The 21,882-nt window shown below is 63.7% G+C and carries 19 protein-coding genes; 13 read left to right on the top strand and 6 right to left on the bottom strand.

From position 1 onward, the window contains the following. Nucleotides 1-57: 57 nt before the first annotated feature. The 6 genes from BW992_RS15905 (at nt 58) to BW992_RS15930 (ending at nt 7,694) form a co-directional block, all read left to right on the top strand. Nucleotides 58-924 carry a pirin family protein gene (locus BW992_RS15905; protein ID WP_076406562.1) on the top strand — a complete coding sequence of 289 codons (867 nt, stop codon included), beginning with the start codon at nt 58-60 and terminating at the stop codon, nt 922-924. Between the two features lie 205 nt (nt 925-1,129). Continuing rightward, entirely contained in the window at nt 1,130-2,572 is a 1,443-nt protein-coding gene (locus tag BW992_RS15910; RefSeq protein WP_076406565.1) for a mechanosensitive ion channel family protein, read from the top strand. A gap of 239 nt (nt 2,573-2,811) precedes the next feature. Continuing rightward, complete coding sequence (locus BW992_RS15915) at nt 2,812-3,252, top strand: carboxymuconolactone decarboxylase family protein (protein WP_072459415.1); 441 nt, start codon at nt 2,812-2,814, stop codon at nt 3,250-3,252. 211 nt (nt 3,253-3,463) lie between these two features. Further along, on the top strand, nt 3,464-3,964 hold the full coding sequence (locus BW992_RS15920; RefSeq protein ID WP_072392155.1) for a sigma-70 family RNA polymerase sigma factor: 501 nt from the start codon (nt 3,464-3,466) through the stop codon (nt 3,962-3,964). 51 nt (nt 3,965-4,015) lie between these two features. Further along, nucleotides 4,016-5,020, top strand: coding sequence for a FecR family protein (locus BW992_RS15925; protein ID WP_072392158.1), 1,005 nt, complete (start codon nt 4,016-4,018; stop codon nt 5,018-5,020). Nucleotides 5,021-5,255: 235 nt separating this feature from the next. Further along, entirely contained in the window at nt 5,256-7,694 is a 2,439-nt protein-coding gene (locus BW992_RS15930) for a TonB-dependent siderophore receptor (protein WP_072392161.1), read from the top strand. A gap of 21 nt (nt 7,695-7,715) precedes the next feature. Here BW992_RS15930 and BW992_RS15935 read toward each other — a convergent pair whose 3' ends face one another. Then, complete coding sequence (locus BW992_RS15935) at nt 7,716-8,867, bottom strand: MFS transporter (protein WP_072392165.1); 1,152 nt, start codon at nt 8,865-8,867, stop codon at nt 7,716-7,718. 207 nt (nt 8,868-9,074) lie between these two features. Here BW992_RS15935 and BW992_RS15940 point away from each other — a divergent pair, with 207 nt between their 5' ends. Then, nucleotides 9,075-10,067 carry a diaminopimelate epimerase gene (locus tag BW992_RS15940; protein WP_072392168.1) on the top strand — a complete coding sequence of 331 codons (993 nt, stop codon included), beginning with the start codon at nt 9,075-9,077 and terminating at the stop codon, nt 10,065-10,067. An 88-nt stretch (nt 10,068-10,155) separates the two neighbouring features. On the opposite strand, the gene codA is transcribed toward BW992_RS15940, so the two are convergent. From codA to BW992_RS15965, 5 genes are all read right to left on the bottom strand, one after another. Next, nucleotides 10,156-11,403 carry a cytosine deaminase gene (gene codA, locus BW992_RS15945; protein ID WP_076406569.1) on the bottom strand — a complete coding sequence of 416 codons (1,248 nt, stop codon included), beginning with the start codon at nt 11,401-11,403 and terminating at the stop codon, nt 10,156-10,158. A 13-nt stretch (nt 11,404-11,416) separates the two neighbouring features. Then, a complete protein-coding gene (gene codB, locus BW992_RS15950) occupies nt 11,417-12,688 on the bottom strand; it encodes a cytosine permease (RefSeq protein ID WP_076406571.1) in 1,272 nt (423 codons plus the stop codon). 274 nt (nt 12,689-12,962) lie between these two features. Continuing rightward, nucleotides 12,963-13,793 carry an alpha/beta fold hydrolase gene (locus BW992_RS15955; protein WP_072392177.1) on the bottom strand — a complete coding sequence of 277 codons (831 nt, stop codon included), beginning with the start codon at nt 13,791-13,793 and terminating at the stop codon, nt 12,963-12,965. A 211-nt stretch (nt 13,794-14,004) separates the two neighbouring features. After that, nucleotides 14,005-14,361 carry a 6-carboxytetrahydropterin synthase QueD gene (gene queD / locus BW992_RS15960; protein ID WP_072392180.1) on the bottom strand — a complete coding sequence of 119 codons (357 nt, stop codon included), beginning with the start codon at nt 14,359-14,361 and terminating at the stop codon, nt 14,005-14,007. Between the two features lie 84 nt (nt 14,362-14,445). Then, complete coding sequence (locus BW992_RS15965; protein WP_072392184.1) at nt 14,446-15,525, bottom strand: hypothetical protein; 1,080 nt, start codon at nt 15,523-15,525, stop codon at nt 14,446-14,448. A 238-nt stretch (nt 15,526-15,763) separates the two neighbouring features. Between BW992_RS15965 and BW992_RS15970 the strand changes: the two genes are divergently transcribed. The 6 genes from BW992_RS15970 (at nt 15,764) to BW992_RS15995 (ending at nt 21,825) form a co-directional block, all read left to right on the top strand. Then, on the top strand, nt 15,764-16,072 hold the full coding sequence (locus BW992_RS15970) for a PepSY domain-containing protein (RefSeq protein ID WP_072392188.1): 309 nt from the start codon (nt 15,764-15,766) through the stop codon (nt 16,070-16,072). Then, complete coding sequence (locus tag BW992_RS15975) at nt 16,072-16,383, top strand: PepSY domain-containing protein (RefSeq protein WP_072392191.1); 312 nt, start codon at nt 16,072-16,074, stop codon at nt 16,381-16,383. Before BW992_RS15970 ends, BW992_RS15975 begins: the two co-directional genes overlap by 1 nt. Then, the gene (locus tag BW992_RS15980) at nt 16,383-17,051 is read left to right on the top strand and encodes a response regulator transcription factor (protein WP_072392196.1); all 669 of its coding nucleotides are present in this window, start codon (nt 16,383-16,385) and stop codon (nt 17,049-17,051) included. The genes BW992_RS15975 and BW992_RS15980 overlap by 1 nt, the downstream gene beginning before the upstream one ends. A 10-nt stretch (nt 17,052-17,061) precedes the next feature. After that, entirely contained in the window at nt 17,062-18,375 is a 1,314-nt protein-coding gene (locus BW992_RS15985) for an ATP-binding protein (RefSeq protein ID WP_072392199.1), read from the top strand. Nucleotides 18,376-18,628: 253 nt separating this feature from the next. Beyond that, on the top strand, nt 18,629-19,945 hold the full coding sequence (locus BW992_RS15990) for a Na+/H+ antiporter family protein (protein WP_165887874.1): 1,317 nt from the start codon (nt 18,629-18,631) through the stop codon (nt 19,943-19,945). Between the two features lie 200 nt (nt 19,946-20,145). After that, a complete protein-coding gene (locus BW992_RS15995; RefSeq protein ID WP_076406574.1) occupies nt 20,146-21,825 on the top strand; it encodes a methyl-accepting chemotaxis protein in 1,680 nt (559 codons plus the stop codon). Nucleotides 21,826-21,882: the final 57 nt, after the last annotated feature.

The raw sequence follows: 21,882 nt of genomic DNA on the forward strand, positions 1-21,882 counted from the left end.
CGGTGTGGCTTTTAATCTGTCTCCATGGCTTGGCCCTACCGGATTTGGAGACTCAGCATGAAAAGCATCATCGGCCTTTACACCAGCCCCCGGCCCCATTGGGTCGGCGACGGTTTCCCGGTTCGTACCCTGTTTTCCTACGACAGCCTGGGCGAGCACATCAGCCCGTTTCTGCTGCTGGACCACGCGGCCCCGACCGAATTTTCCCCTACCCGGGAGCGCCGCGGAGTCGGCCAGCATCCGCACCGGGGATTCGAAACCGTGACCATCGTCTATCAGGGCGAACTGGAACACCGGGACTCCACCGGCAGTGGGGGCAGGATCGGCCCGGGTGACGTGCAGTGGATGACCGCCGGATCCGGCATCCTTCATGAGGAGTTTCATTCCCAAGCCTTCGCCCGCCAGGGTGGGACCATGGAAATGGTCCAGCTGTGGGTCAACCTGCCCGCCAAGGACAAGATGGCGCCGGCCGGCTACCAGACCCTCGTCGCCGGCGAGATCCCGGATATCGCCCTCAAAGGCGACGCCGGCCGCCTGCGCCTGATTGCCGGCACCTTCGATGGGCAGCAGGGGCCGGCGAAGACCTTCACCCCGATCGACGTCTGGGACATCCGCTTGAACGCTGGCAAAAGCCTGGACCTGGACCTGCATGAGGGACGCAATGTCGCGCTGGTGGTGCTGCGCGGTGCGGTCTCGCTCAACGGTCGCGAGCGGGCCGAGGCCGGGCAGCTGGCTCTGTTCGACCGGGCGGGAGACCGGATGACCCTGCAAGCCAGCGAGGATGCGGTGGTGCTGTTGCTCAGCGGCGAGCCCATCGACGAACCCATCGTCGGCCATGGTCCGTTCGTGATGAACAGCGAGCAGGAGATTCTCCAGGCCTTCACCGACTTCCACGCCGGGCGCTTCGGCCAGATGGACGACTGACTGGCGCATGCGATGGACGGGGCTGGTGGCTTTGCTCACCCGCCCTGGATCCCTTGTGGGACGGGCTTGCTGGCCAAACCACGACATCGGTGGACTTGCTTGTCGAAATGTTGCCCTCGTCGCGAGCGGGCCCGCTGGCACAAAAGTTTGTGGCGTGTGCAATTTGTGCCAATCTTCGCTCCAATGATTTCCTGGAGCTGTCCCGATGCTGTCTCTGATCACCGATCATCCGATGCTCTGCGCCCTGGTGCTGCTCGTGCTGGACCTGCTGTTGTGGCGGCTGGTCAGTACGCAGCGGACCTACTGGAAAATCGGTGGTCGCCTGGTGATTTTTTCGTTGTTCAGCATGCTGCTGTTCAACGAGGGGCTCAATCCGATGGTGCCGGCGCCCTGGGGCGACGATGTGCCGCGGCATCTGGCGGCCACCGGTCTGCAGATTGCCTGGTGGCTGTTCGCCGCGCGGACCCTGACGGTGTTGATCGGCGCGGCGATGATGCAGCGGGTCGGGCACACCGGGCGCTTGCTGCAGGATCTGCTGGGTGCGGTGATCTTCCTGATCGCCGTCATCGCGGCCCTGGCCTACGTGCTGGACCTGCCGGTCAAGGGCGTACTGGCGACATCCGGCGCGATGGCGATCATTGTCGGCCTCGCGTTGCAAAGCACCCTCAGCGATGTGTTTTCCGGGATCGTGCTCAATACCACCAAGCCCTATCAGCTCGATGACTGGATCTCCATCGACGGCACCGAAGGCCGCGTCACCGACATCGACTGGCGCGCCACGCGGTTGCAGACGGCCCAGGGCAGCATGGCGGTGATTCCCAACTCCCTGGCGGCCAAGGCCAAGATCGTCAACTTCAGCCGGCCCAGCGATGTGCACGGTCTTTCCATCAGCGTCCCGGTCAGCCCCCACGCCCGACCGCAGAAAGTGATCGAGGCGCTGGAGCGCGCCATGATCGGCTGCCGTGCATTGCTCGCCAGCCCGGCGCCCTGCGTGACCCTCAAGAGCACCGGCAGCGCCGGGGCGGAATATGAGATCAGCGGGTTCGTGGCCTCCATGAGCCAGAAGCGCGAGGTGCGCAATCAACTGTTCGACCTGGCGTTCCGGCATCTTCGGGCTTCGGGCATCAGCCTGCTCTCCACCAGCGAGAACACTGCCGCCGCCGGTACGTCGCGGCCCCGGGCCCTGCTGGACAGTTCGAGCATTTTCGCCACATTGCGCCCGGAGGAAAAAGACACCTTCAGCCAGAACATGACCCTGCATACCTTCCGCGCCGGGGACATGATCCTGCCCGCCGGGGAGGTCAGCGACCATCTGTTCATCATCGAGTCGGGGGTGGTCAGCGTGACCCTGGTGCGCAATGGCCAGGTACTCGAAGGCGGACGCATGGGGCCAGGGGAGGTGATTGGCGAAGCGGGAATCGTCTCCGACCAGGCCGCCCTGGCCAACTTCACGGCCAAGACGTTCTGCTCCCTGTATCGCATCGAGAAGAGCTACCTCAAGCCGTGCCTCGACGCTCGCCATGACATTGCCGATGCGATGAAGAACCTGCTGGACGTGCGCACCCACCTGGCCCAGAACCTGACGCGGGAGATGCCCAAGCCCGTCGCCAAGAAACGCTTCCTGCAATGGTTGCGCAGCCGCGCCTGAACAGGTCCTGAAGTCGGGGCCCCCTGAGGCGAGGAGATTTATCCCCGCTGGACTGCGAAGCAGGCCCATACGGTTGAGCAGGGCGTCTGCTTCGCAGCCGTGCGGGGATAACTCCCGTCGCCACAGGGACAATCATCTTCGATGCCCATTGGCCACCCGAACTTCCCAATAATTGGCTATTTGTACGGCGCCACCGCAAGGCTAACGTAGCGCCACACCCAATCGTTCTGGAGTTCACCATGCAACCGCGCATCGATTTTTATACCGCTTCCCCGGACGCCTTCAAGGCCATGATGGCCCTGGAAACCGCCGTTTCGAAACTGGGCCTGGAAAAATCCCTGCTGGAACTGGTCAAGCTGCGTTCCTCGCAGATCAATGGCTGCGCCTTCTGCATCGACATGCACACCGCCGATGCCCGCAAGGACGGTGAGACCGAGCGGCGCCTGTACGCCGTGACCGCCTGGCGCGAAGCACCGTTCTTCACCGGCCGCGAACGCGCCGCACTGGCCTGGACCGAAGCCCTGACCCGCCTGAGCGACACCCACGCGCCCGATGCCGACTATGCGCTGCTGAGCGAACACTTCTCCCCCAAGGAAATGGTCGACCTGACGGTGGCGATCAACACCATCAACGGCTGGAACCGCCTGGCGGTGGGCTTTCGCAAGATGCCTGAAGCCTAGTCGAACGCAAAGAGACCGGTGGGAGCGAGCCTGCTCGCGATGGGGTAGGGCATTCAATGTTGAATTGACTGTCAAGCTGCCATCGCGAGCAGGCTCGCTGCCATAGGACATTCTCGATTCTGAAAGCTTCGGACGACAGGCAGTGCAATAGGTTTGCTTCAGCTTAATGGGAAGAATTACTATTCACATCCCGTTTCCGCAGCGCGCCGTAATGACCCCCAAGTTGCCCCGCTTATCCGGTTTTTTCGAGCATTACGAAGAGTTGATCGGAACCTGGACCCGGCGCCTGCGCAATCGCGAGCAGGCCGAGGACCTGGCCCACGATACCTTCGTGCGGGTACTCGAGGCCGATTCGGCGGGGGTCGAGCAACCCCGGGCCTACTTGCACCAGACGGCGCGCAACATTGCAGTGGATGGCTATCGGCGCGAAGATCGACGGGGCGCCATGGAGGAGGCGGCGATCGATTTCAGTCAGTCGCTTTCCAGCGACCCGGAGCATTTCATGCACGCGATCCAGCTGGCGGACTCCATCGAACGGGCGCTTGCCGAGCTGCCAGCCAACTGCCGTACGGTGTTTGTCTGGCAGAAGATCGAAGGCCTGACCCAGGCGGAAATCGCCGAGCGCCTGGGGCTGTCAAAAAACATGGTGGAAAAGTATATGATCCGCACCCTGCGGCATCTGCGCGATCACCTGGACGGGCCTGGGCAATGATCCGCCGTCGTCTTGCACTGCAACCCGCTCACCTGAACCCGAGGACCTTCCATGATGGATAGCCGTGATTGCCCGTGTGGGCAGAACCGGGTTCGCGACGAAGCGGCGCAATGGTTCGTGCGCCTGCAAGCGCCGGTCATGGGGGTGGAGGAGCGTCGGCGCTTCGATGCCTGGCTGGACGAACACCCCAACCACCGAGATGAAATCCAGTTGCTGCAAGGCATCTGGAGCGCCACGGACCTGCTGCCCCGCGAGCGCCTGCAGGCCTTGTGCGCGCCCCCGGCCAAACGTCCCGCGCGCCGGCCGTTGCTGCGCTATGCCGTGGCCGCCGGACTACTGGCGGTGACGATCGGGCTGGGGCTGTTCAGCGGCCTGGGTTCTACCACCGACTACAGCGCAGAGTTTGCCACTGCCCTTGGCGAACGCCGGCACATCGCGCTACCGGACGGCTCGCTGATCGATCTCAATAGTCGCAGCCGAGTACGTATCCAGTTCGTGCATCATCAGCGCCGGGTGGAGTTGATCGAAGGGCAAGCGTTGTTTCGTGTCGAGCATGACGTCGGCCGGCCTTTTACCGTCGAAGCGGGCAACGGCCAGGTGACAGTGACCGGAACACGCTTCGACGTGCGCCGTGATGTCGACAAGACCCGGGTCGCGGTAGAGCAGGGCAGCGTCAAGGTCCAGGGGCGCGATCTGTCCCAGGCCAGCTTTGTCAGCCTGACGGCCGGCCTGGGTACCCAGATCGACGCCCAGGGCAAGGTGGCCACGCCCTATGCGATCGATGCCGATGCGCTCACCGCCTGGCGCAATGGCAAGCTGGTGTTCAACAACGCCTCGTTGAACGAGGTGGCCGAAGAGGTTTCCCGTTATCGCGCCAAACCCTTGCGGGTGGGCAGCGCGGCGGTGGGCAACCTGCGCTTGACCAGCGTGTTCCGTTCCGACAATCCCGAGGCGTTGCTCAAGGCCCTGCCGGACATCCTGCCGGTGGCCGTGCGAACCCTGGACGACGGTAGCCAGGAAATAGTTGCGCGCCAGGTTCTGCCTGAAAAGCCTTGATACTCGTTCATGCCGCGTTGAAAACCGGCTCGTGCGCGAGTCCGATCGCCATGCTCATTTACTCCAGTAAAGTCGAGCGCGACCCTCGCCGGTTTTCGCCTTGCCTACCTGCCCAAGATTTTTCAAACAGAGCCTGGATTCAGGTTTTTTTCGAGTTCTTCGTCTACTTGTCCAACTGCAACTGGTTTGTATTAACAGACGCGTATTCTTGCGATTCGACAGGACAAGGTTCGACGTGAAAACTTTTGCTAAAAACAACAAACGCCGCCAACCCCGCTGGTTGCCACTGGCCTTGACGTTGGCCGTCAACGCCGCGGTTCCCCAGGTTCTTGCCGATCAGGCGGCCAGTAGCATCCATATCCAGGCCCAGCCGCTGGGCCAGGCCTTGAGCCAGCTGGCCCAGCAGACCTCGTTGCAGGTGTTCTTCAGCCCCGAGCTGGTGGCTGGCAAGCAGGCGCCGGCGGTGGAAGGCAACCTGTCCCCGGAAGCGGCCCTGCGCCAGCTGCTGCAGGGCAGCGGCCTGCAGTACCAGCTCAATGACGGTTCGGTGACGGTGCTGCCGGCGCCTTCGGCCACCAATGGTGGCCCGCTGGAGCTGGGCGCCACGGACATCCAGGTGGTGGGCGACTGGCTCGGCGATGCCAATGCCGAAGTAGTGCAGAACCATCCTGGCGCACGCACGGTGATCCGCCGCGAAGCGATGCAAGAGCAGGGCGCCATGAACGTCGGCGATGTCCTGCGGCGTGTGCCCGGTGTGCAAGTGCAGGACGCCAATGGCACCGGCGGCAGCGATATTTCCCTCAACGTCGGTGTACGAGGCCTGACCTCGCGCCTGTCGCCGCGCTCCACGGTGTTGATCGACGGCGTCCCGGCAGCGTTCGCGCCTTACGGTCAGCCGCAATTGTCCATGGCGCCGATTTCCTCGGGCAACCTGGACAGCATCGATGTGGTACGCGGCGCTGGCTCCGTGCGCTACGGGCCGCAGAACGTCGGCGGGGTCATCAACTTCGTGACCCGGGCGATTCCGGAAAAGGCCACCGGTGAAATCGGCACCACGCTGGAAACTTCCCAGCGCGGCGGCTGGAAACATATCGACACGGCATTCCTCGGCGGTACGGCCGACAATGGCATGGGCGCCGCGCTCCTGTATTCCAGCGTGAACGGCAACGGCTATCGCCGCAGCAATAATGGCAACGACATCGACGACGTGATCCTCAAGACCCACTGGGCGCCTACCGAGGTGGACGATTTCTCCCTGAATTTCCATTACTACGACGCCAAGGCCGATATGCCGGGCGGCCTGAACCAGGCGCAATATGACGCCGACCCGTATCAGTCCGACCGCGACTGGGACACTTTCGCCGGCCGGCGCAAGGACGTTTCCTTCAAGTGGATCCGGGAAATCAGCGAACGCACCCAGGCCGAGGTGCTGACCTATTACTCCGACAGCTACCGTGGCAGCACCATCGCCTCTCGGGATCAACGCAACCTGGTGTCTTACCCGCGCACCTATTACACCTTCGGCATCGAGCCGCGGGTGTCCCATGTGTTCGACCTGGGCCCCACGACCCAGGAGGCCAGCGTGGGGTATCGCTACCTCAAGGAGGGCATGCACGAAGAGGCCAGTCGCCTGGCGTTGCGTGATAACCAGCCAGTGGTGCGTCCGGGGGCCGATGGCCATGTCTATCAGGACCGTACCGGAGGCACCGAGGCCCATGCGGTCTACGTCGATGACAAGATCGATATCGGCAAATGGACCATCACCCCGGGTATCCGCTTCGAAAGCATCAGCACCGAATGGCACGACCGCCCGGTGCTCGACAACGCCGGCCGTCCCGTGCAGGAAAAGCGCCGCAGCATCGACAGCAACGAGCCGCTGCCGGCCCTGAGCGTGATGTATCACCTGTCCGATGCGTGGAAGCTGTTCGCCAACTACGAGACGTCCTTCGGCAGCCTGCAGTATTTCCAGCTCGGCCAGGGCGGCGTGGGCAACGACACGGCCAATGGCCTGAGCCCGGAAAAGGCCAAGACCTACGAGATCGGTACGCGCTACAACGATGAGGTGTGGGGCGGGGAAGTGACGCTGTTCTACATCGACTTCGACGATGAGCTGCAATACATCAGCAACGATGTGGGCTGGACCAACATGGGCGCCACCAAGCACCAGGGCCTGGAAGCTTCGGTGCGCTACGACCTGGCCGCCCTGGACCCGCGTCTCGAGGGCTTGAGCGCCAACGCCGGTTTCACCTACACCCGGGCGACCTATGAAGGCCAGATCCCGAGCTTCAAGGGGCGTGACCTGCCGTTCTACTCGCGCCAGGTGGCAAACGTGGGCTTGCGCTACGACGTCAATCGCTGGACGTACAACCTCGATGCGTTTGCCCAGTCCAAGCAACGCTCGCCCGGAAACAACGTGAACCCCGACGGCAGTTTCAGCGACAACTACATCACCGACGGCACCGCCGACGGGCAGTTTGGCGACATGCCTGGCTACGTGCTGTGGAACGTGCGGGCCGGCTATGACTTTGGCGAGCAGCTGTCGAACCTGAAACTCGGCGCCGGGGTGAAGAACCTCTTCGACCACCAGTACTACACCCGTTCGAGCGACAACAACTCGGGGATCTACGTGGGGGCGCCGCGGACGTTCTTCGTGCAGGCCAGCGTGGGGTTCTGATGAGAACGCCTTGCGCAGGGATCAGACTTTGAGCACTTTCCCACTGGCCGCCACCGCCACCAGTGACAGCGCAATCAGCCCGAACGCAATGCTCAGGCTGCTGCCATGGGCCACGAACCCGATCAGCGCCGGGCCGGCAAGGATGCCGGCGTAGCCGATGGTGGTGATGGCCGGTACGGCAATCGCTTCAGGCATCAGTGTCTGTTTGCCGACGGCGGTGTACAGCACCGGCACGATGTTCGAACAACCGGCCCCCACCAATCCATATCCCAGCAACGCCGCCTGCCACATTGGTGCCAGGGTCGCCAGCAGGAACCCGGCCGCGGCGGTCGCGCCGCCGTAGATGATCACGCGCCGGGCGCCCAGGCGACGCACCACTGAATCGCCCGTCAACCGGCCGACGGTCATCGTCAGCGCGAACGCGGCATAACCCAGCCCGGCGTAGGCGGTTTCCACCCCGCGCTCGGTGGTCAGGAACACCGCACTCCAGTCCAGCACCGCGCCCTCGGCCAGAAATACGATGAAACAGAGGATGCCGATGAACAACACCACGCCATGGGGAATGGCAAACGCCGGTCCCGAACTCTCACTGCCGTAGGGCAGTAGATGCGGCGCCGCCTTGAACAGCGCCACCAACAGCAAGGCGTTGACCACCAGTGTCGCCCCCAGGGGCGAGAGCCCCATGCCGAGCAAGGCACTGACCCCGGCCGCACCAATGATGCCCCCCAGGCTGAACATGCCGTGGAAGCCCGACATCATGGTCTTGCCACTGGCTCGCTCGACGATCACCGCTTGCAGGTTGACCGTCGAATCCACGGTGCCAAGCCCGGCACCGAACACGAACAGCGCGGCCACCAGCCAGGGTAGCGTCGTCATCGTCGCCAGCAACGGCAGCGCCAGACAGATCAGTATCGTGCCGCCGCTGAGCACCCGACGGCAGCCGAACCGCGCCGCCAGCGCACCGGAAATCGGCATCGCCAGGATCGACCCCACCCCCAGGCACAACAGCAGCAACCCGAGGGTGCCTTCATCGAGATTGGCCCGGACCTTGGCATAAGGCACCAGCGGCGCCCAGGCCGCGATGCCGACACCGGCGATCAGATAGGCAATGCGGGTGGACATCTGTTCCAGGCGTCCGGGGATAAAGGTTGGCGGTGGGGTGATGGCAGTCATGAAACGTCCTTGGTCTGGCGATGCGGTGGTGCGGGCAGGGCCCTATGCTTGCATATTCACTGACCGTGCTGCGACTCCAAGGTGCCGACCGCGTTGTCTGCATCGCGAGCAAGTTTTGATCCCACCGTTATGCGTTGACGATTTTGCTCCTGCAGGGGCGCTCGGCATAAAGTACTGCCTCTCGCTGGCGAATACCGGGTTGGGTCCATGACGCAGTTTTATGATGCACGCGGCAATGTTTATGGTGTGGTTTCACCGCAACAGGTCCGTGCCCAGGGCATAGACCTGCCCTCGTCGGCCGGACAGGCGGCAAGGGCGAGGGAAGGTTGGACTTCAGCCGCCATCCATGCCTTCTGCAGTTGGGCGCCGGGCGAAGCCCCGCCGGGGGCCAAGGCCCATCGCTGCGACGGCTTGCTGATCGGGCCATTCCAGAGCGAGCCGCCCTTCGATCTGCTGATCGTCAACACCGATGGCACCCTGGCCGAGCGCAGTGGCAATGGCCTGACGATCTTTTCCCAGGCCCTGAAAGAACGCGGGTTGATAAAGGACGATGGCGATTGCCTGCTGCAGGTCCATCACGACAATCCCCATGGCGTGTCGCCGTTGCGCACATCGGTGCGGGCCGCCATGTTCGAGGGCGTACAGGGTTTCTGGTTGGACCTGGGGCGGCCGTCGTTCGGACCGCAAGCCGTCGGTGCCCGGAACGTGGAGCGCGTGACCTTCCAGCAGCGCGATGTCAGTCGGGTAGCGGCGTTGCACGCCTTGAACCCGGCATGGGGCCACAGCCAGTTCGTGAACATCGGCAATCCGCACTGCGTGACGTTGGTGGACAGGGCCGACGCCCTGCCGGACAACCCACAGATGCGCGCCCCGGCCTTGGCGCAGGGCCTGACCCGCATCGCCTTTGCCGCGCCCGCAGGGTCGGGTTCTCCTTGTCCGGCAGGGGTGAATCTGCAATGGGCGTGGCTCCAGGCCCCGGGACTAATCGTCGCTCGCGTCTTCGAGCGCGGCGAAGGCCCCACGGCTTCCTCGGGCACCAGCGCCAGCGCCGTGGCCAGCGCTGCGTGGCGAGTGGGCTGGGTCGCGGCGGGACCGGTGAGGGTTGTCATGCCCGGTGGCACAGCGCCGATCTTATTGGAACAACAGGATGAGGCGTTGGTGCGAGTTAGGCTGTTCGGCACTGCCAAGGCCATCCCGTGAATCCCTGTGTTCCCGGTAGTGCCGAGGACCCGTCAGGCGCCACCGATGACGCCATCATGATCAGGCTCGTCTCCCAGCGGGGGCAGGTTCAATCCAACACGGGAGCAAACTCCACCACCGGCATCTGCCGCTTCATCAGCACTTCGCCATTGCGAATCGAGTAGAGCGGCAAGCCCTGGCTGCGGATCACTTCGTAGTCGCTGTCCGCCGACAGGATCAGCAGGTTCGCCGGGCGGCCGGGCTCCAGGCCGTAGCGCTCGCCCAGGGCCATGGCCTTGGCACTGTTGTCGGTGACCAGGTCCAGGGCGCTTTGCAGGTTGCGGTAGCCGAGCATATGGCAGATATGCAGGCCGGCTTCCAGTACCCGCAGGATGTTGCCGTTGCCCAGGGGATACCACGGGTCGACGATGGAATCCTGGCCGAAGCACACGTTCATCCCGGCTTCGAGCAATTCGTTGACACGGGTGACGCCGCGGCGTTTGGGGAAGGTATCGAAGCGCCCCTGCAGGTGGATGCTTTCGGTGGGGCAGGACACGAAACTGATGCCCGAATGCCCCAGCAGGCGGAACAGCTTGGCGCAGTAGGCGTTGTCGTAGGAGCCCATGGCCGTGGTGTGGCTGGCTGTCACCCGACTGCCCATGTTGCGGCTGCGGGCTTCTTCGGCAAGCACCTCCAAAAAGCGTGAGTGCGGGTCGTCGGTCTCGTCGCAATGCACATCCACCAGGCAACCGGTGCGTTCGGCCAGGTCCATCAGGAACTTCACCGAGCTGACGCCCTGGTCGCGGGTGTACTCGAAATGCGGGATACCGCCCACCACATCGGCGCCCATGCGAATCGCTTCTTCCATCAGTTCGCGGCCATTGCGGTAGGACTCGATGCCTTCCTGGGGAAACGCGACGATCTGCATGTCCACCAGGTGACGGCTTTCCTCGCGCACCTGCAGCATGGCCTTGAGGGCCGTCAGTTCAGGGTCGGTCACGTCGACGTGGGTACGCACATGCTGGATGCCGTGGGCAGCGAGGGCCTGGAGGGTCTTCTTGGCGCGGGTCCTGGTGTCTTCCTGGGTGATGGTGGCCTTGCGCTCGCCCCAGCATTCGATGCCTTCGAACAGCGTACCGCTCATGTTCCAGCGCGGTTCGCCGGCCGTGAGGGTAGCGTCCAGGTGGATGTGCGGCTCGACGAAAGGCGGCACCACCAGGTTGCCTCCGGCATCGAGGTCTTCCGGGCCAAGGCTGGGGGCCTCGGTCTGGCGGGCGATATTGGCGATCAGGCCGTTTTCCAGGTGCAGCTCATGCAAGCCTTCACGGTTGCGCAGGCGAGCGTTGATGATGTGCATCGGCGAGTCCTTGTTATAGGTCTTGGAGTGGCGCAACAGCGGTGCGGGTACCCATGACGCCAGTCAATACCACATACGTTAGCGCGCCGGTGGCGATTCCTACCAGTGGCGCGACCCATGGCGAATTGAATGCGGCGACAGTACCCAGCCCATAGGCCAGCAAGCCGGGCCAGTTGAAGGCTGGCAACCTTGCTTCGGCCAGGCGTGGATAACGGCCGCGCCAGCGAAAGAAGAAGTCGGCCATGATCACGCCGCCGATCGGCGGGATGACCGTGCCCAGAAGGATCAGGTAGGGCACCAGCAGGTCGTACATGCCCAGCAGGGCCAGCAGTGTACCGACCAGCGCCCCGCCCAGGGTAACGGCCTTGCGTCGACGGGTTCGCAGCAGGTTGCAGCCGGCCACGGCGAAGTTGTAGATGGTGTTGTCCTGGGTGCTCCAGATGTTGAGCAGCAGCATCGCCATCGCCGCCATGGCGAAGCCCTGCAGCAGCAACACTTCGACCACGTCCGGTTGCTGATAGACGATGGCGCCGTAGGCACCGATCAGCACCATCAGCCCATTGCCGAGGAAAAAGCCGATCAGGCTGGCCAGCACCGCAACCTTCGCCGAGCGGGAGAAGCGCGTCCAGTTGGTGGCCTGGGTCGCGCCGCTGACGAAGGTGCCGAACACCAGCGTGATGGCGGTGGACCAATCGAGGCTGCCTGTGGGAACCACGGCCAGCAATCCCTCGAAACCGCCGATTTTCGTCGTCGCCACCCACATCGACAGCATCAGCAGCAACAGCATGGCCGGTACGGCGATATAGGAAAGGATCTCCAGCCCGCGATAGCCGATGTAGGCGGTGGCGCAAAACCCCAGGCCGAACAGCACCATCAGCCCCAGCACGCTGCTCTGGTCCAGCTCGAAATACTTGCCCAGCACCACGGCCGCGGTGGCCGTGCCCCAGGCGTACCAGCCGATCTGGGTGAAACCCAGGATCAGGTCGCTGAGCTTGCTGCCGACCTCACCGAAACAGAAGCGGCCCATCAGCACCGAGTTGAGCCCGCTCTTGAAGGCGATGTAGCCCAGGCCTGCGGCATACAGGCCCAGCAGCAGGTTGCCGATCACGATCACCGTGAGCATTTCGACAAAACCGAAGGCCACCCCCAGCTTGCCGCCGGCGAACATCGTCGCGGTGAAAAAGGTGAAGCCCAGCAACACCATGGCCGTGGAGGCCAGGCCCTTGCGGGCATGCATCGGCACTTCGCTCAAAGGGTAATCGTTGCCCGGATCGTTCTGAGTCATGTGGCGGACCTTGCAAAAGAGGAAAGACCGCGAGCGTGCAGCGGCCGTGCCAAGCGCGTGATCGCGAGGTTATTTATAGACAATCCTGGGAGTTGGGGGGCGCAGGGGGGGCGAAAGCGGTGCGCGAGTGATTCAAGTTGGAACACGGATCCCATTAGCGACGAGCCCTGTGGGAGCGAGCTTGCTCGCGATAGCCTTGTGACAGATAGCATCAAAGTGACTGCCATGCCGCCATCGCGAGCAAGCTCGCTCCCCCAGAAGAATGCGGTGTCTTTCAGGTCGGGGAGGACAGTGGCAAAAAACGCAACATCGCCGCCACGATGGCTTGCGGTGCGTCTTCCTGGACCAGGTGCCCGGCGTTCGGAACGGGATGCAATTGTGCCCCGGGGATCATCCGTTGGAGGGCCTGGCCGCGTTCGATGGGAATCCACTGGTCATCCTCGCCCCAGAGGATCTGGGTCGGGCAGCGCACGCTCGGGTACAGGTCTTGCGCCTCACGGGTATAGCGTTCGTCCATCTGCGCGATCTGCCGGTAGAACGCCGCCTGGCCTGTCTCGCCCAGCCATGGCTTTACGTAGGGCGCCAGTTCCTCGTCCGGGATGTCCCGTTTGATCGCACCACGAATGTACGTCGGCACGATGGCGCGTTGAATGTAGTCGGGCAGGCCGCTGAAGGCGGCTTCATGTTGGCGCACATGCTGTACGAAGGCGGAGCCCCAGGGCGACAGGGCCACGGGGTCGATCAGGGTCAGGCTGCGGTAGTCCCTGCCGTCGAGCAGATGCGCGCGCAGGGCGGTGGCGCCGCCGAAGTCATGGGCCACCACGTCCGGGCAGTCCAGGCCCCAGTGTTCCAGCAATTGTGCGAGCAACAGGTTTTGCACGCCCAGGGACACGTCGGCATCGGGTTGTGCGGATTGGCCATAACCCAGCAGGTCGAAGTAGTGCACCCGGTGGGTGGCGAAAAACAGCGGGGCGATGCGGTGCCACACGTAGGAAGAGAACGGCGTGCCGTGGACAAATACCAAGGGCGGGCCATCGCCGTGGATGGCGTAGCGGATGGGATGTCCGTTGAAGGTGTATGTCTGATCCAGCGGCCAGTGGGTCATAATCGTGTCCTCTTGGCATGTTCGAGCCAAAGAGCATAGACACAAAAAAGCTGATGTCAGGCAAACAGGGACCTGTGGCGAAGGCAGTTATCCCCGCTGGGCTGCGCAGCAGACCCAAAGCAATGGACTCGATCCGCCTGACACACCGAATGGCGGTTTCAGGACTGCTGCGCGGCCCAGCGGGGGATGAACCCCGCCACAAGGGATTTGGTTATTCGCCGCGATAGATGCAGCCGCTGGTGCATGTCTCATGGATGCGAATGGCACTGAGCTCGGGCAGCAACGGCTTCAATTCACTCCAGATCCACTTGGCCAGGACTTCGCTGGTGGGGTTTTCCAGGCCGGGAATGTCGTTGAGGTAGTTGTGGTCCAGGCGCTCGTACAGCGGCTTGAAGATCGCCTTGATCTCGGAGAAGTCACGAATCCAGCCGGTGTACGGGTCGATATCGCCGTCCAGATGGATCGCCACTTTGAACGAATGGCCATGAAGGCGGCCGCACTTGTGGCCTTGCGGCACGTGGGGCAGGCGGTGGGCGGATTCGAAGGTAAACTCTTTGAAGATTTCCACGGGGTTCGGGCTCTTTAGGGTAGCGGTCGCGAGGCAGGCGGCGGAGTTTATCAGTTTGGCTCCGGCGTTGCGCGACCGTGCTGACTAAAGGGTCAGCAATCGCTCGCCCAACCCCCCATTGGCCGTCAGTTCCAGGAACTCGTCGCCCAGCCGTCGGCTTTCGTCCATTGCGGTGCGCCAGTATTTGCGGCGGCTTGGGTCATCGCCCATGAAACGCTTGAAGTCGTTACGATCCGGCAGTTTGCCGAAGGGCAGGCGAGCCAGGTACTCACGGGACGGCGCCAGTAGCAGCACGTCCTGCAGGCGTTCGGCATTGCCCCGGCGCCACGGCAGGCTCTTGTCGAACCAGCCGGGAATGACCCGGTCGGTAAAATGTGGATACAGCACGATGTCATCGCCGCTGTAGGGCAGGTCGAGGTGATAGTCCAGCAGGCCGCCGTCGCGGTAGGTACCGGCACCGGCACCCGGCAGGTCGCGCACGCCTTCCATCACCATGGGAATGGAGCCCGATGCCAGCAAGGCCTGGCGCAGGTTGGCCACCTCCAGCGGGACGAAGCGCGACGGAAAGTCGTTCAGAGGATGCAACGGCGGCGCCAGGCGCGGATCGTGGACGATCAGCCGTTCGAAGTGCCGTGACAGCCGTGCGCGGCCGCGCAGGTTGTCGGCGATCACCGACGACAGGCCCAGGCCCAGCCGCCCACGATGATCCTGCGCGAGCAAGCCATGGCTTTTGACCACCATGATGTTGAGCCGGTAATGCGGGTTGTCGAGGATCGCCGCATCGCGGCCTTCGAGCAGGTCGTCGAGCATGCGCTGCGAACTCTGGCTGACCCCGGCCATGGTCACGCCTTTGGCAAAGCTCTGTTCGTTGTACAAGGTGCCCAGGCGCCGGATCCCTTCGGCGGCATCCGGCAGGCAGGCACTGGCGAAGCGCCAGGAGCCTACCGACGCGCCGATCAGCGAGCGTTCCCGGGGCGCGGCGGGCAGCCATTCACCGAACAGCGCCAGGTCCAGCCCCTGGATCCCCAGGGCCTTGGGCCCCCCGGCGGCGCCGGGCAGGATGCCAACGTCGCGGGCGCTGAGGCCCGCCTCGCGAATGCGCGCGAAAGCACGAGGGCCGGCCTTGAGGGTGAGCGCTGGGATCTTGATGTGGATGGCGGTCATACCGGCCTCGAATGCGTACAGGTGGATGATTATAACGACACAACAACCCGTGGAAGCGAGCCCGCTGGCGATGGCGCCGGCCCATCCCGCGCCGATTCAGGTTCGCACGGCTCTGCCAGCAAGCCCGTCCCTGCAAGCGTTCACAGACGTTGATGTGGGTTCAATGATGGCAATTCAGTTTCAGTTAAGTTCTTCCCGATAGAGTCGTTGCGTGACGATTATAAAAAGGAGACAAACCATGAACCGCCTGACTGCCTTTTTCATCGCGATGTCCATGGCCCTCGGCGCCGGCCTGGCCCAGGCTCGAGACCTTGATGCCGGCGAAGCCCAAAAACTGCAGGACGCTGGTACCATTCAGTCCTTTGAAAAACTCAAGGCCGCAGCCCTGGCCCAGCACCCTGGTGCCACGCTGACGGATGTCGAGCTGGAGGAAGAGTACGGCAAGTACATCTTCCAGGTGGACCTGCGCGATGCCAAGGGCATCGACTGGGACCTTGAATTGGATGCTGTGACCGGCAAGGTGCTCAAGAATCATCAGGATACGTAATGAAGCTTAATCTACGCGCCCGCAGTCCCTGGCTGCTGGCGCTGCTGACGTTTTGTTCGGTGGTCATGGCTCGCGACCTGGACCAGGACGAAGCCCTGCAATTACGCCAGCAGGGCGTGATACTGCCCCTTGAGCATCTGCTGCAACAGGCGCTGGACCGGCATCCCGGCGCCAAGTTGCTGGAAGCCGAGCTGGAGGAAAAGCACGGGGTCTATATTTACGAGGTCGAGCTGCTGGATACCGACGGCGTCGTGCGCGAGCTGGACCTGGAGGCCAAGACCGGCCGTTTACTCAAAGATAAGGAAGATTGATGCGCCTGCTTCTGGTGGAAGATCACGTTCCCCTGGCCGACGAGTTGATGGCCGGGCTTGCACGACAGGGTTATGCCGTCGACTGGCTCGCCGATGGGCGCGATGCGGTGTACCAGGGCAGTACCGAGCCCTATGACCTGATCATCCTCGACCTCGGCCTGCCCGGGGTGCCGGGGCTCGAGGTGCTGGCCCAGTGGCGTGCCGGCGGCCTGAGCACCCCGGTGCTGATTCTCACGGCCCGTGGTTCCTGGGCCGAGCGCATCGAAGGTCTCAAGGCCGGCGCGGACGACTACCTCACCAAGCCGTTTCATCCCGAAGAGCTGCACCTGCGGATCCAGGCGCTGCTGCGTCGCTCCCATGGCCAGGTCAACCAACCGACGCTCCAGGCCGCCGGGCTGCATCTGGACGAAGGGCGTCAATGCGTGGTCCGCGACGGTACGGACATCCAGCTCACGGCTGCCGAGTTTCGCCTGTTGCGCTATTTCATGCTTCACCCTGAACAGATCCTCTCCAAGAGCCATCTCTCCGAGCACCTGTATGACGGCGAAACCGAGCGCGATTCCAATGTGCTGGAGGTTCACGTCAATCACCTGCGGCGCAAGCTGGGACGCAGCGTGATCGAGACCCGTCGTGGGCAGGGCTATCTGTTCGGCGGACAGGCGCAATGAGCGCCGGGCAGTGAGGTCCATCCAGCGGCGCCTGAGCCTGGGCCTGATCGGTGTGATGGTGGTGGTCGGCCTGGTCCTGGCGCAGACCAGCCTGTGGTTGTTCGAGCTGGGTTTGCAGCGTTACCTGGAAGCCGGGCTGCGCAACGACAGCGAGAGCCTGCTGGTGGCCCTGGTGCGCGGCCCCCAGGGGTTGCAGCTGGATGAGCGCCGCTTGTCGCCGGCCTATCTGCGCCCGTTTTCCGGGCACTATTTCCGCATCGATTTTGCCGATGTGCATTGGCGCTCCCGCTCCCTTTGGGACCAGGAATTGCCCCGGCTCGAGCATCCGGGCCTGCACAGCAACCTGAAACTGGGGCCCGAAGGGCAGAAGCTGCTGGTGCTGCGTACCGACTACCGGCGCCTGGGCCAGGCGATCTCCATCAGCGTGGCCCAGGACTACACGCCAGTGCGCGACAGTTTCCTGCGCATGCAACAGGTCGGCCTCGGCCTCGGCCTGGCCGGCCTGCTGCTGATCCTGTTTCTGCAACGGATCACGGTGCGCCGGGCCTTGCGTCCATTGGAGGCGGCCCGGGAACAGATCGCCCAGCTACAGCGCGGGCAGCGCTCGCAGCTCGATGAACAAGTGCCCCGGGAGCTGGAGCCGTTGGTGGCGCAGATCAACCACCTGCTGGCCCATACCGAGGACAGCCTCAAGCGTTCGCGCAATGCCCTGGGCAACCTGGGCCATGCCTTGAAGACCCCGCTGGCGGTGCTGCAAAGCCTGGCCTCCAACGAAAAGCTCGATCCCTATCCGGAGCTGCGCAAGCTGTTGCTCGAACAGCTGGAACAGGTGCGGCAGCGCCTCAATCGCGAGCTCAACCGTGCCCGGCTGTCCGGCGATGCGTTGCCCGGCGCGCACCTGGACTGTGACGCTGAGTTGCCGGGGCTGCTGGCGACCCTGAACATGATCCATGGCGAGCACCTGCACCTGGCGTACGTCGCACCGCCCGGGCTGCACTTGCCCTGGGACCGCGAAGACCTGCTGGAACTGCTGGGCAACCTGCTGGACAACGCCTGCAAATGGGCCGACGCCGAAGTGCGCCTGACCGTCACCGAAACCGCCGGGACATTCAGCCTGGCGGTGGAGGACGATGGCCCGGGGATTCCCGAGGACCGGCGTGACCAGGTGTTCAGCCGGGGCACGCGCCTGGACGAACAGACCGACGGCCATGGCCTCGGGCTCGGTATCGTGCGCGACATCGTCGACACCTGGAGCGGTACGCTGGCACTGCATGACAGCGAGTGGGGCGGGCTGAAGGTCGTGATCGAACTGCCCAAGCGCTGAGCTCTATCGCATGACGCCGCCCAACCTGTGGGAGCGGGCTTGCCCGCGATAGCAATCGCTCGGCAGCTATTCATGCGTCCGCACTGACGCCATCGCGAGCAAGCCCGCTCCCACAAGGGGGGCGCTTGGCGCTAGTCAATATCGCGAGATTTGAAAACCCGCCCCACGGCCCTTGCAGCTTGCCGCCGCTTCCTGCAAAGTCGCGGCCTTTTTGTCCGGTGGCCTTCCATCGCTGTGCTTTGAGGTAACGATGATAAATGCAGTAATTGCCGCGGTTGGCGTCATGCTGGTGCTCAGCCTGTCCCGCGTGCATGTGGTGATCGCGCTGATTATCGGCGCATTGGTGGGTGGCCTGACCGGCGGCCTGGGTATCGAGGCCACGCTCAAGGCGTTCAACGCAGGCCTTGGCGGCGGGGCGACAGTGGCATTGTCCTACGCCTTGCTTGGAGCGTTCGCGGTAGCGATTGCCAAGTCCGGCATGGCCCATGCCTTGGCCGACAAGGCCCTGGCCATGGTGGACCGCCAGGACGCCGCTGGTGGCTCCGGTGTGAAATGGGTGCTGATCGGTTTGCTGGGGACGGTCGCGGTCGCTTCCCAGAACATCCTGCCGATCCACATCGCCTTCATCCCGCTGCTGGTGCCGCCGCTGCTCTATGTGCTGACCAAGCTCCAGCTGGATCGTCGGCTGATCGCCTGCGTCATGACCTTCGGCCTGATCACCCCCTACATGTTCCTGCCGGTGGGCTTCGGCAACATCTTCCTCAATGAAATCCTGCTGGCCAACATCGCCCGCAGCGGCGTGGATGTCAGTGGCATCAACGTCACGCACGCCATGGGTATCCCGGCGCTGGGCATGGTCTTCGGCCTGGTGCTGTCGTTCTTCACCTATCGCAGGAAACGCGTCTACGACCTGAAGAAGATCGCCAGGGCCGAACAAGTGGCGGTGCGCTACAACCCGTTGAGCCTGGCGGTGGCCGGGTTGGCAGTGGCTGCGGCGTTCGCCATCCAGCTGCTGCTGGACTCGATGATCATCGGTGCCCTGGTCGGCTTCCTGATTTTCTCCATCTCGGGGGTGGTGCGCTGGCGCGAAACCGACGACCTGTTCACCGAAGGCATGAAGATGATGGCGATGATCGGCTTCATCATGATCGCCGCGTCGGGTTTTGCCGAGGTGATGAAGGCCACCGGTGAAGTCCAGAGTCTGGTGGAGACGTCGGCGGCGTGGATCGACCACAACAAGGGCGTCGGTGCGCTGATGATGTTGCTGGTGGGCTTGCTGGTCACCATGGGCATCGGCTCGTCGTTCTCCACGGTGCCGATCCTGACGACGATTTTCGTGCCGCTGTGCCTGCAGCTGGGCTTCAGCCCCCTGGCCATCGTCTGCATCGTCGGCACGGCCGGCGCCCTGGGCGACGCCGGCTCGCCTGCCTCGGACTCGACCCTGGGCCCGACCTCCGGCCTGAACATCGACGGCCAGCACCACCACATATGGGACACCGTGGTGCCGACCTTCATCCACTACAACCTGCCGCTGCTGGCGTTTGGTTGGGTGGCGGCGATGGTGCTGTAGCCTCGAGACCGAGTCGCCTCAATCGCAAGCAGGCTCGCTCCCACAGGGAATTGCACTCCAATGTGGGAGCGAGCCTGCTCGCGAAGGGGCTGCCCAGATCAACCCTTCCCTGAGCCCCTGCTCACCTTGTCCTACAGTTTTGCCGTGCGATGCCGTTAATACAGCTAACCACGCCAATAACACCTACAAGAGTGAACAGCATGCGCCTGAGCCTGAAGGCTAAAGTCCTGTCCCTGGCAATACTCCCGGTATTGCTGTCCGCTGTGATCATCAGCCTGACCACGGCATTCATCCTGAAGGAACAGGCCGCCAACGAGGTCCGACAGACCCGTGAACGCCTGCTCGCCGAGGCCAAGGCCACGCTGCAGAATTACGTGGCGGTGGGCCTGACCGCCATCAAGCCGCTGTACGATGCCGCCGCGCCCGGCGATAACGCCGCGCGGGCCCAGGCGATCAAGCTGCTGTCGAACGTCAGCTACGGCAAGGACGGCTATTTCTTCGGCTACGACTCCGAAACCGTGCGCCTGTTCAAGGCCAACAGCCCCGATGGCGTGGGCAAGAGCTTCAAGGACAACCGTGACCCGAACGGTGTCTACGTCAACCGTGACCTGGTGAAAGTGGCCAAGGACGGGACGCATTACCTCGAATACAGCTCGCCGCTGCCCAACAGCAACGAACTGGTACCCAAGCTCGGCTACACCGAATACCTGCCCAAGTGGGACATGGCGGTCGGCAGCTCGGTCAACCTGGACGGCATCGAAGGCCAGGTGGCGCTGGTGGAAGCCAAGGTCCACGATCGTGTACAGGGCGTGATATTGAGCATCGTCGGCATCGCCGCCGTCGTGTTGCTGGTGATCGCCGTGGTGGGGTTGCTGCTGGCCAATACCATCCTGCGGCCGCTGCATCTGATGAAGGACAACCTCGACGACATCGCGGCCGGCGAGGGCGACCTGACCCGGCGCCTGCCCATCACCAGCCAGGACGAGCTGGGCCAACTGGCCGGTTCGTTCAACCGCTTCGTCGACAAGATCCATGGCCTGGTGCGCCAGATCACCGACATGACCTCGCAACTGACCGGCCTGGTGACCCAGGTGTCCGAGCAGGCCCAGCGTTCCGAACAGGCCATGGAACGCCAGCGCCACGAAACCGACCAGGTCGCCACGGCGATCAACCAGATGTCTTCGGCCGCCCAGGAAGTGGCTCGCAGCGCCCAGGGGGCCGCCGTCGCGGCCCAGCAGACCGATGAAGAGGGCCAGTCCGCCAAGCGCGTGGTCGCCGGCAGCATCCAGCAGATCCATGCCCTGGTGAGCGACATTCGCAGCAGTGGCCTGTCCCTGGACAGCCTGCAGCAGGACGTGGCCTCCATCGTCAGCGTACTGGGGGTGATCCGCTCGATCGCCGAGCAGACCAACCTGCTGGCCCTCAACGCCGCCATCGAGGCCGCGCGGGCGGGGGAAGCGGGGCGAGGTTTTGCCGTGGTGGCCGATGAAGTGCGGGCCCTGGCCAGCCGGACCCAGCAGAGTACCCAGGAGATCCAGGGCATGATCGACCGCCTGCAATCGGGTACCCATGCGGCGGTGGAAGCGATGCGTCGTTCCAGCGAGGCCGGTGACGGCACTTCGGTGCAGGCCAACGAGGCGGGCGCCTCCCTGGATGCCATGGCGCAGTTGATCGGCACCATCAACTCGATGAACGCCCAGATCGCCAGCGCCGCCGAAGAACAGACCGCCGTGGCCGAGGAAATCAACCGCAGCGTGCATCAGATCGCCGTGGCGGTGGACAGCGTCGCCGACGAAACCCAGCGGGGCGCCCAGACTTCCCGCAGCCTCAACGACCTGGGCCAGCGCCTGGGCAAGCTGGTGGGGCAGTTCCGCATCTGATCCCGCAGCAGCAGGAGCTGCCGAAGGCTGCGATCTTTCGCTCTCGATCCAGTTGTT

Origin of the sequence: Pseudomonas sp. 7SR1 (assembly GCF_900156465.1) — a bacterium.
Classification (GTDB): Bacteria; Pseudomonadota; Gammaproteobacteria; order Pseudomonadales; family Pseudomonadaceae; genus Aquipseudomonas.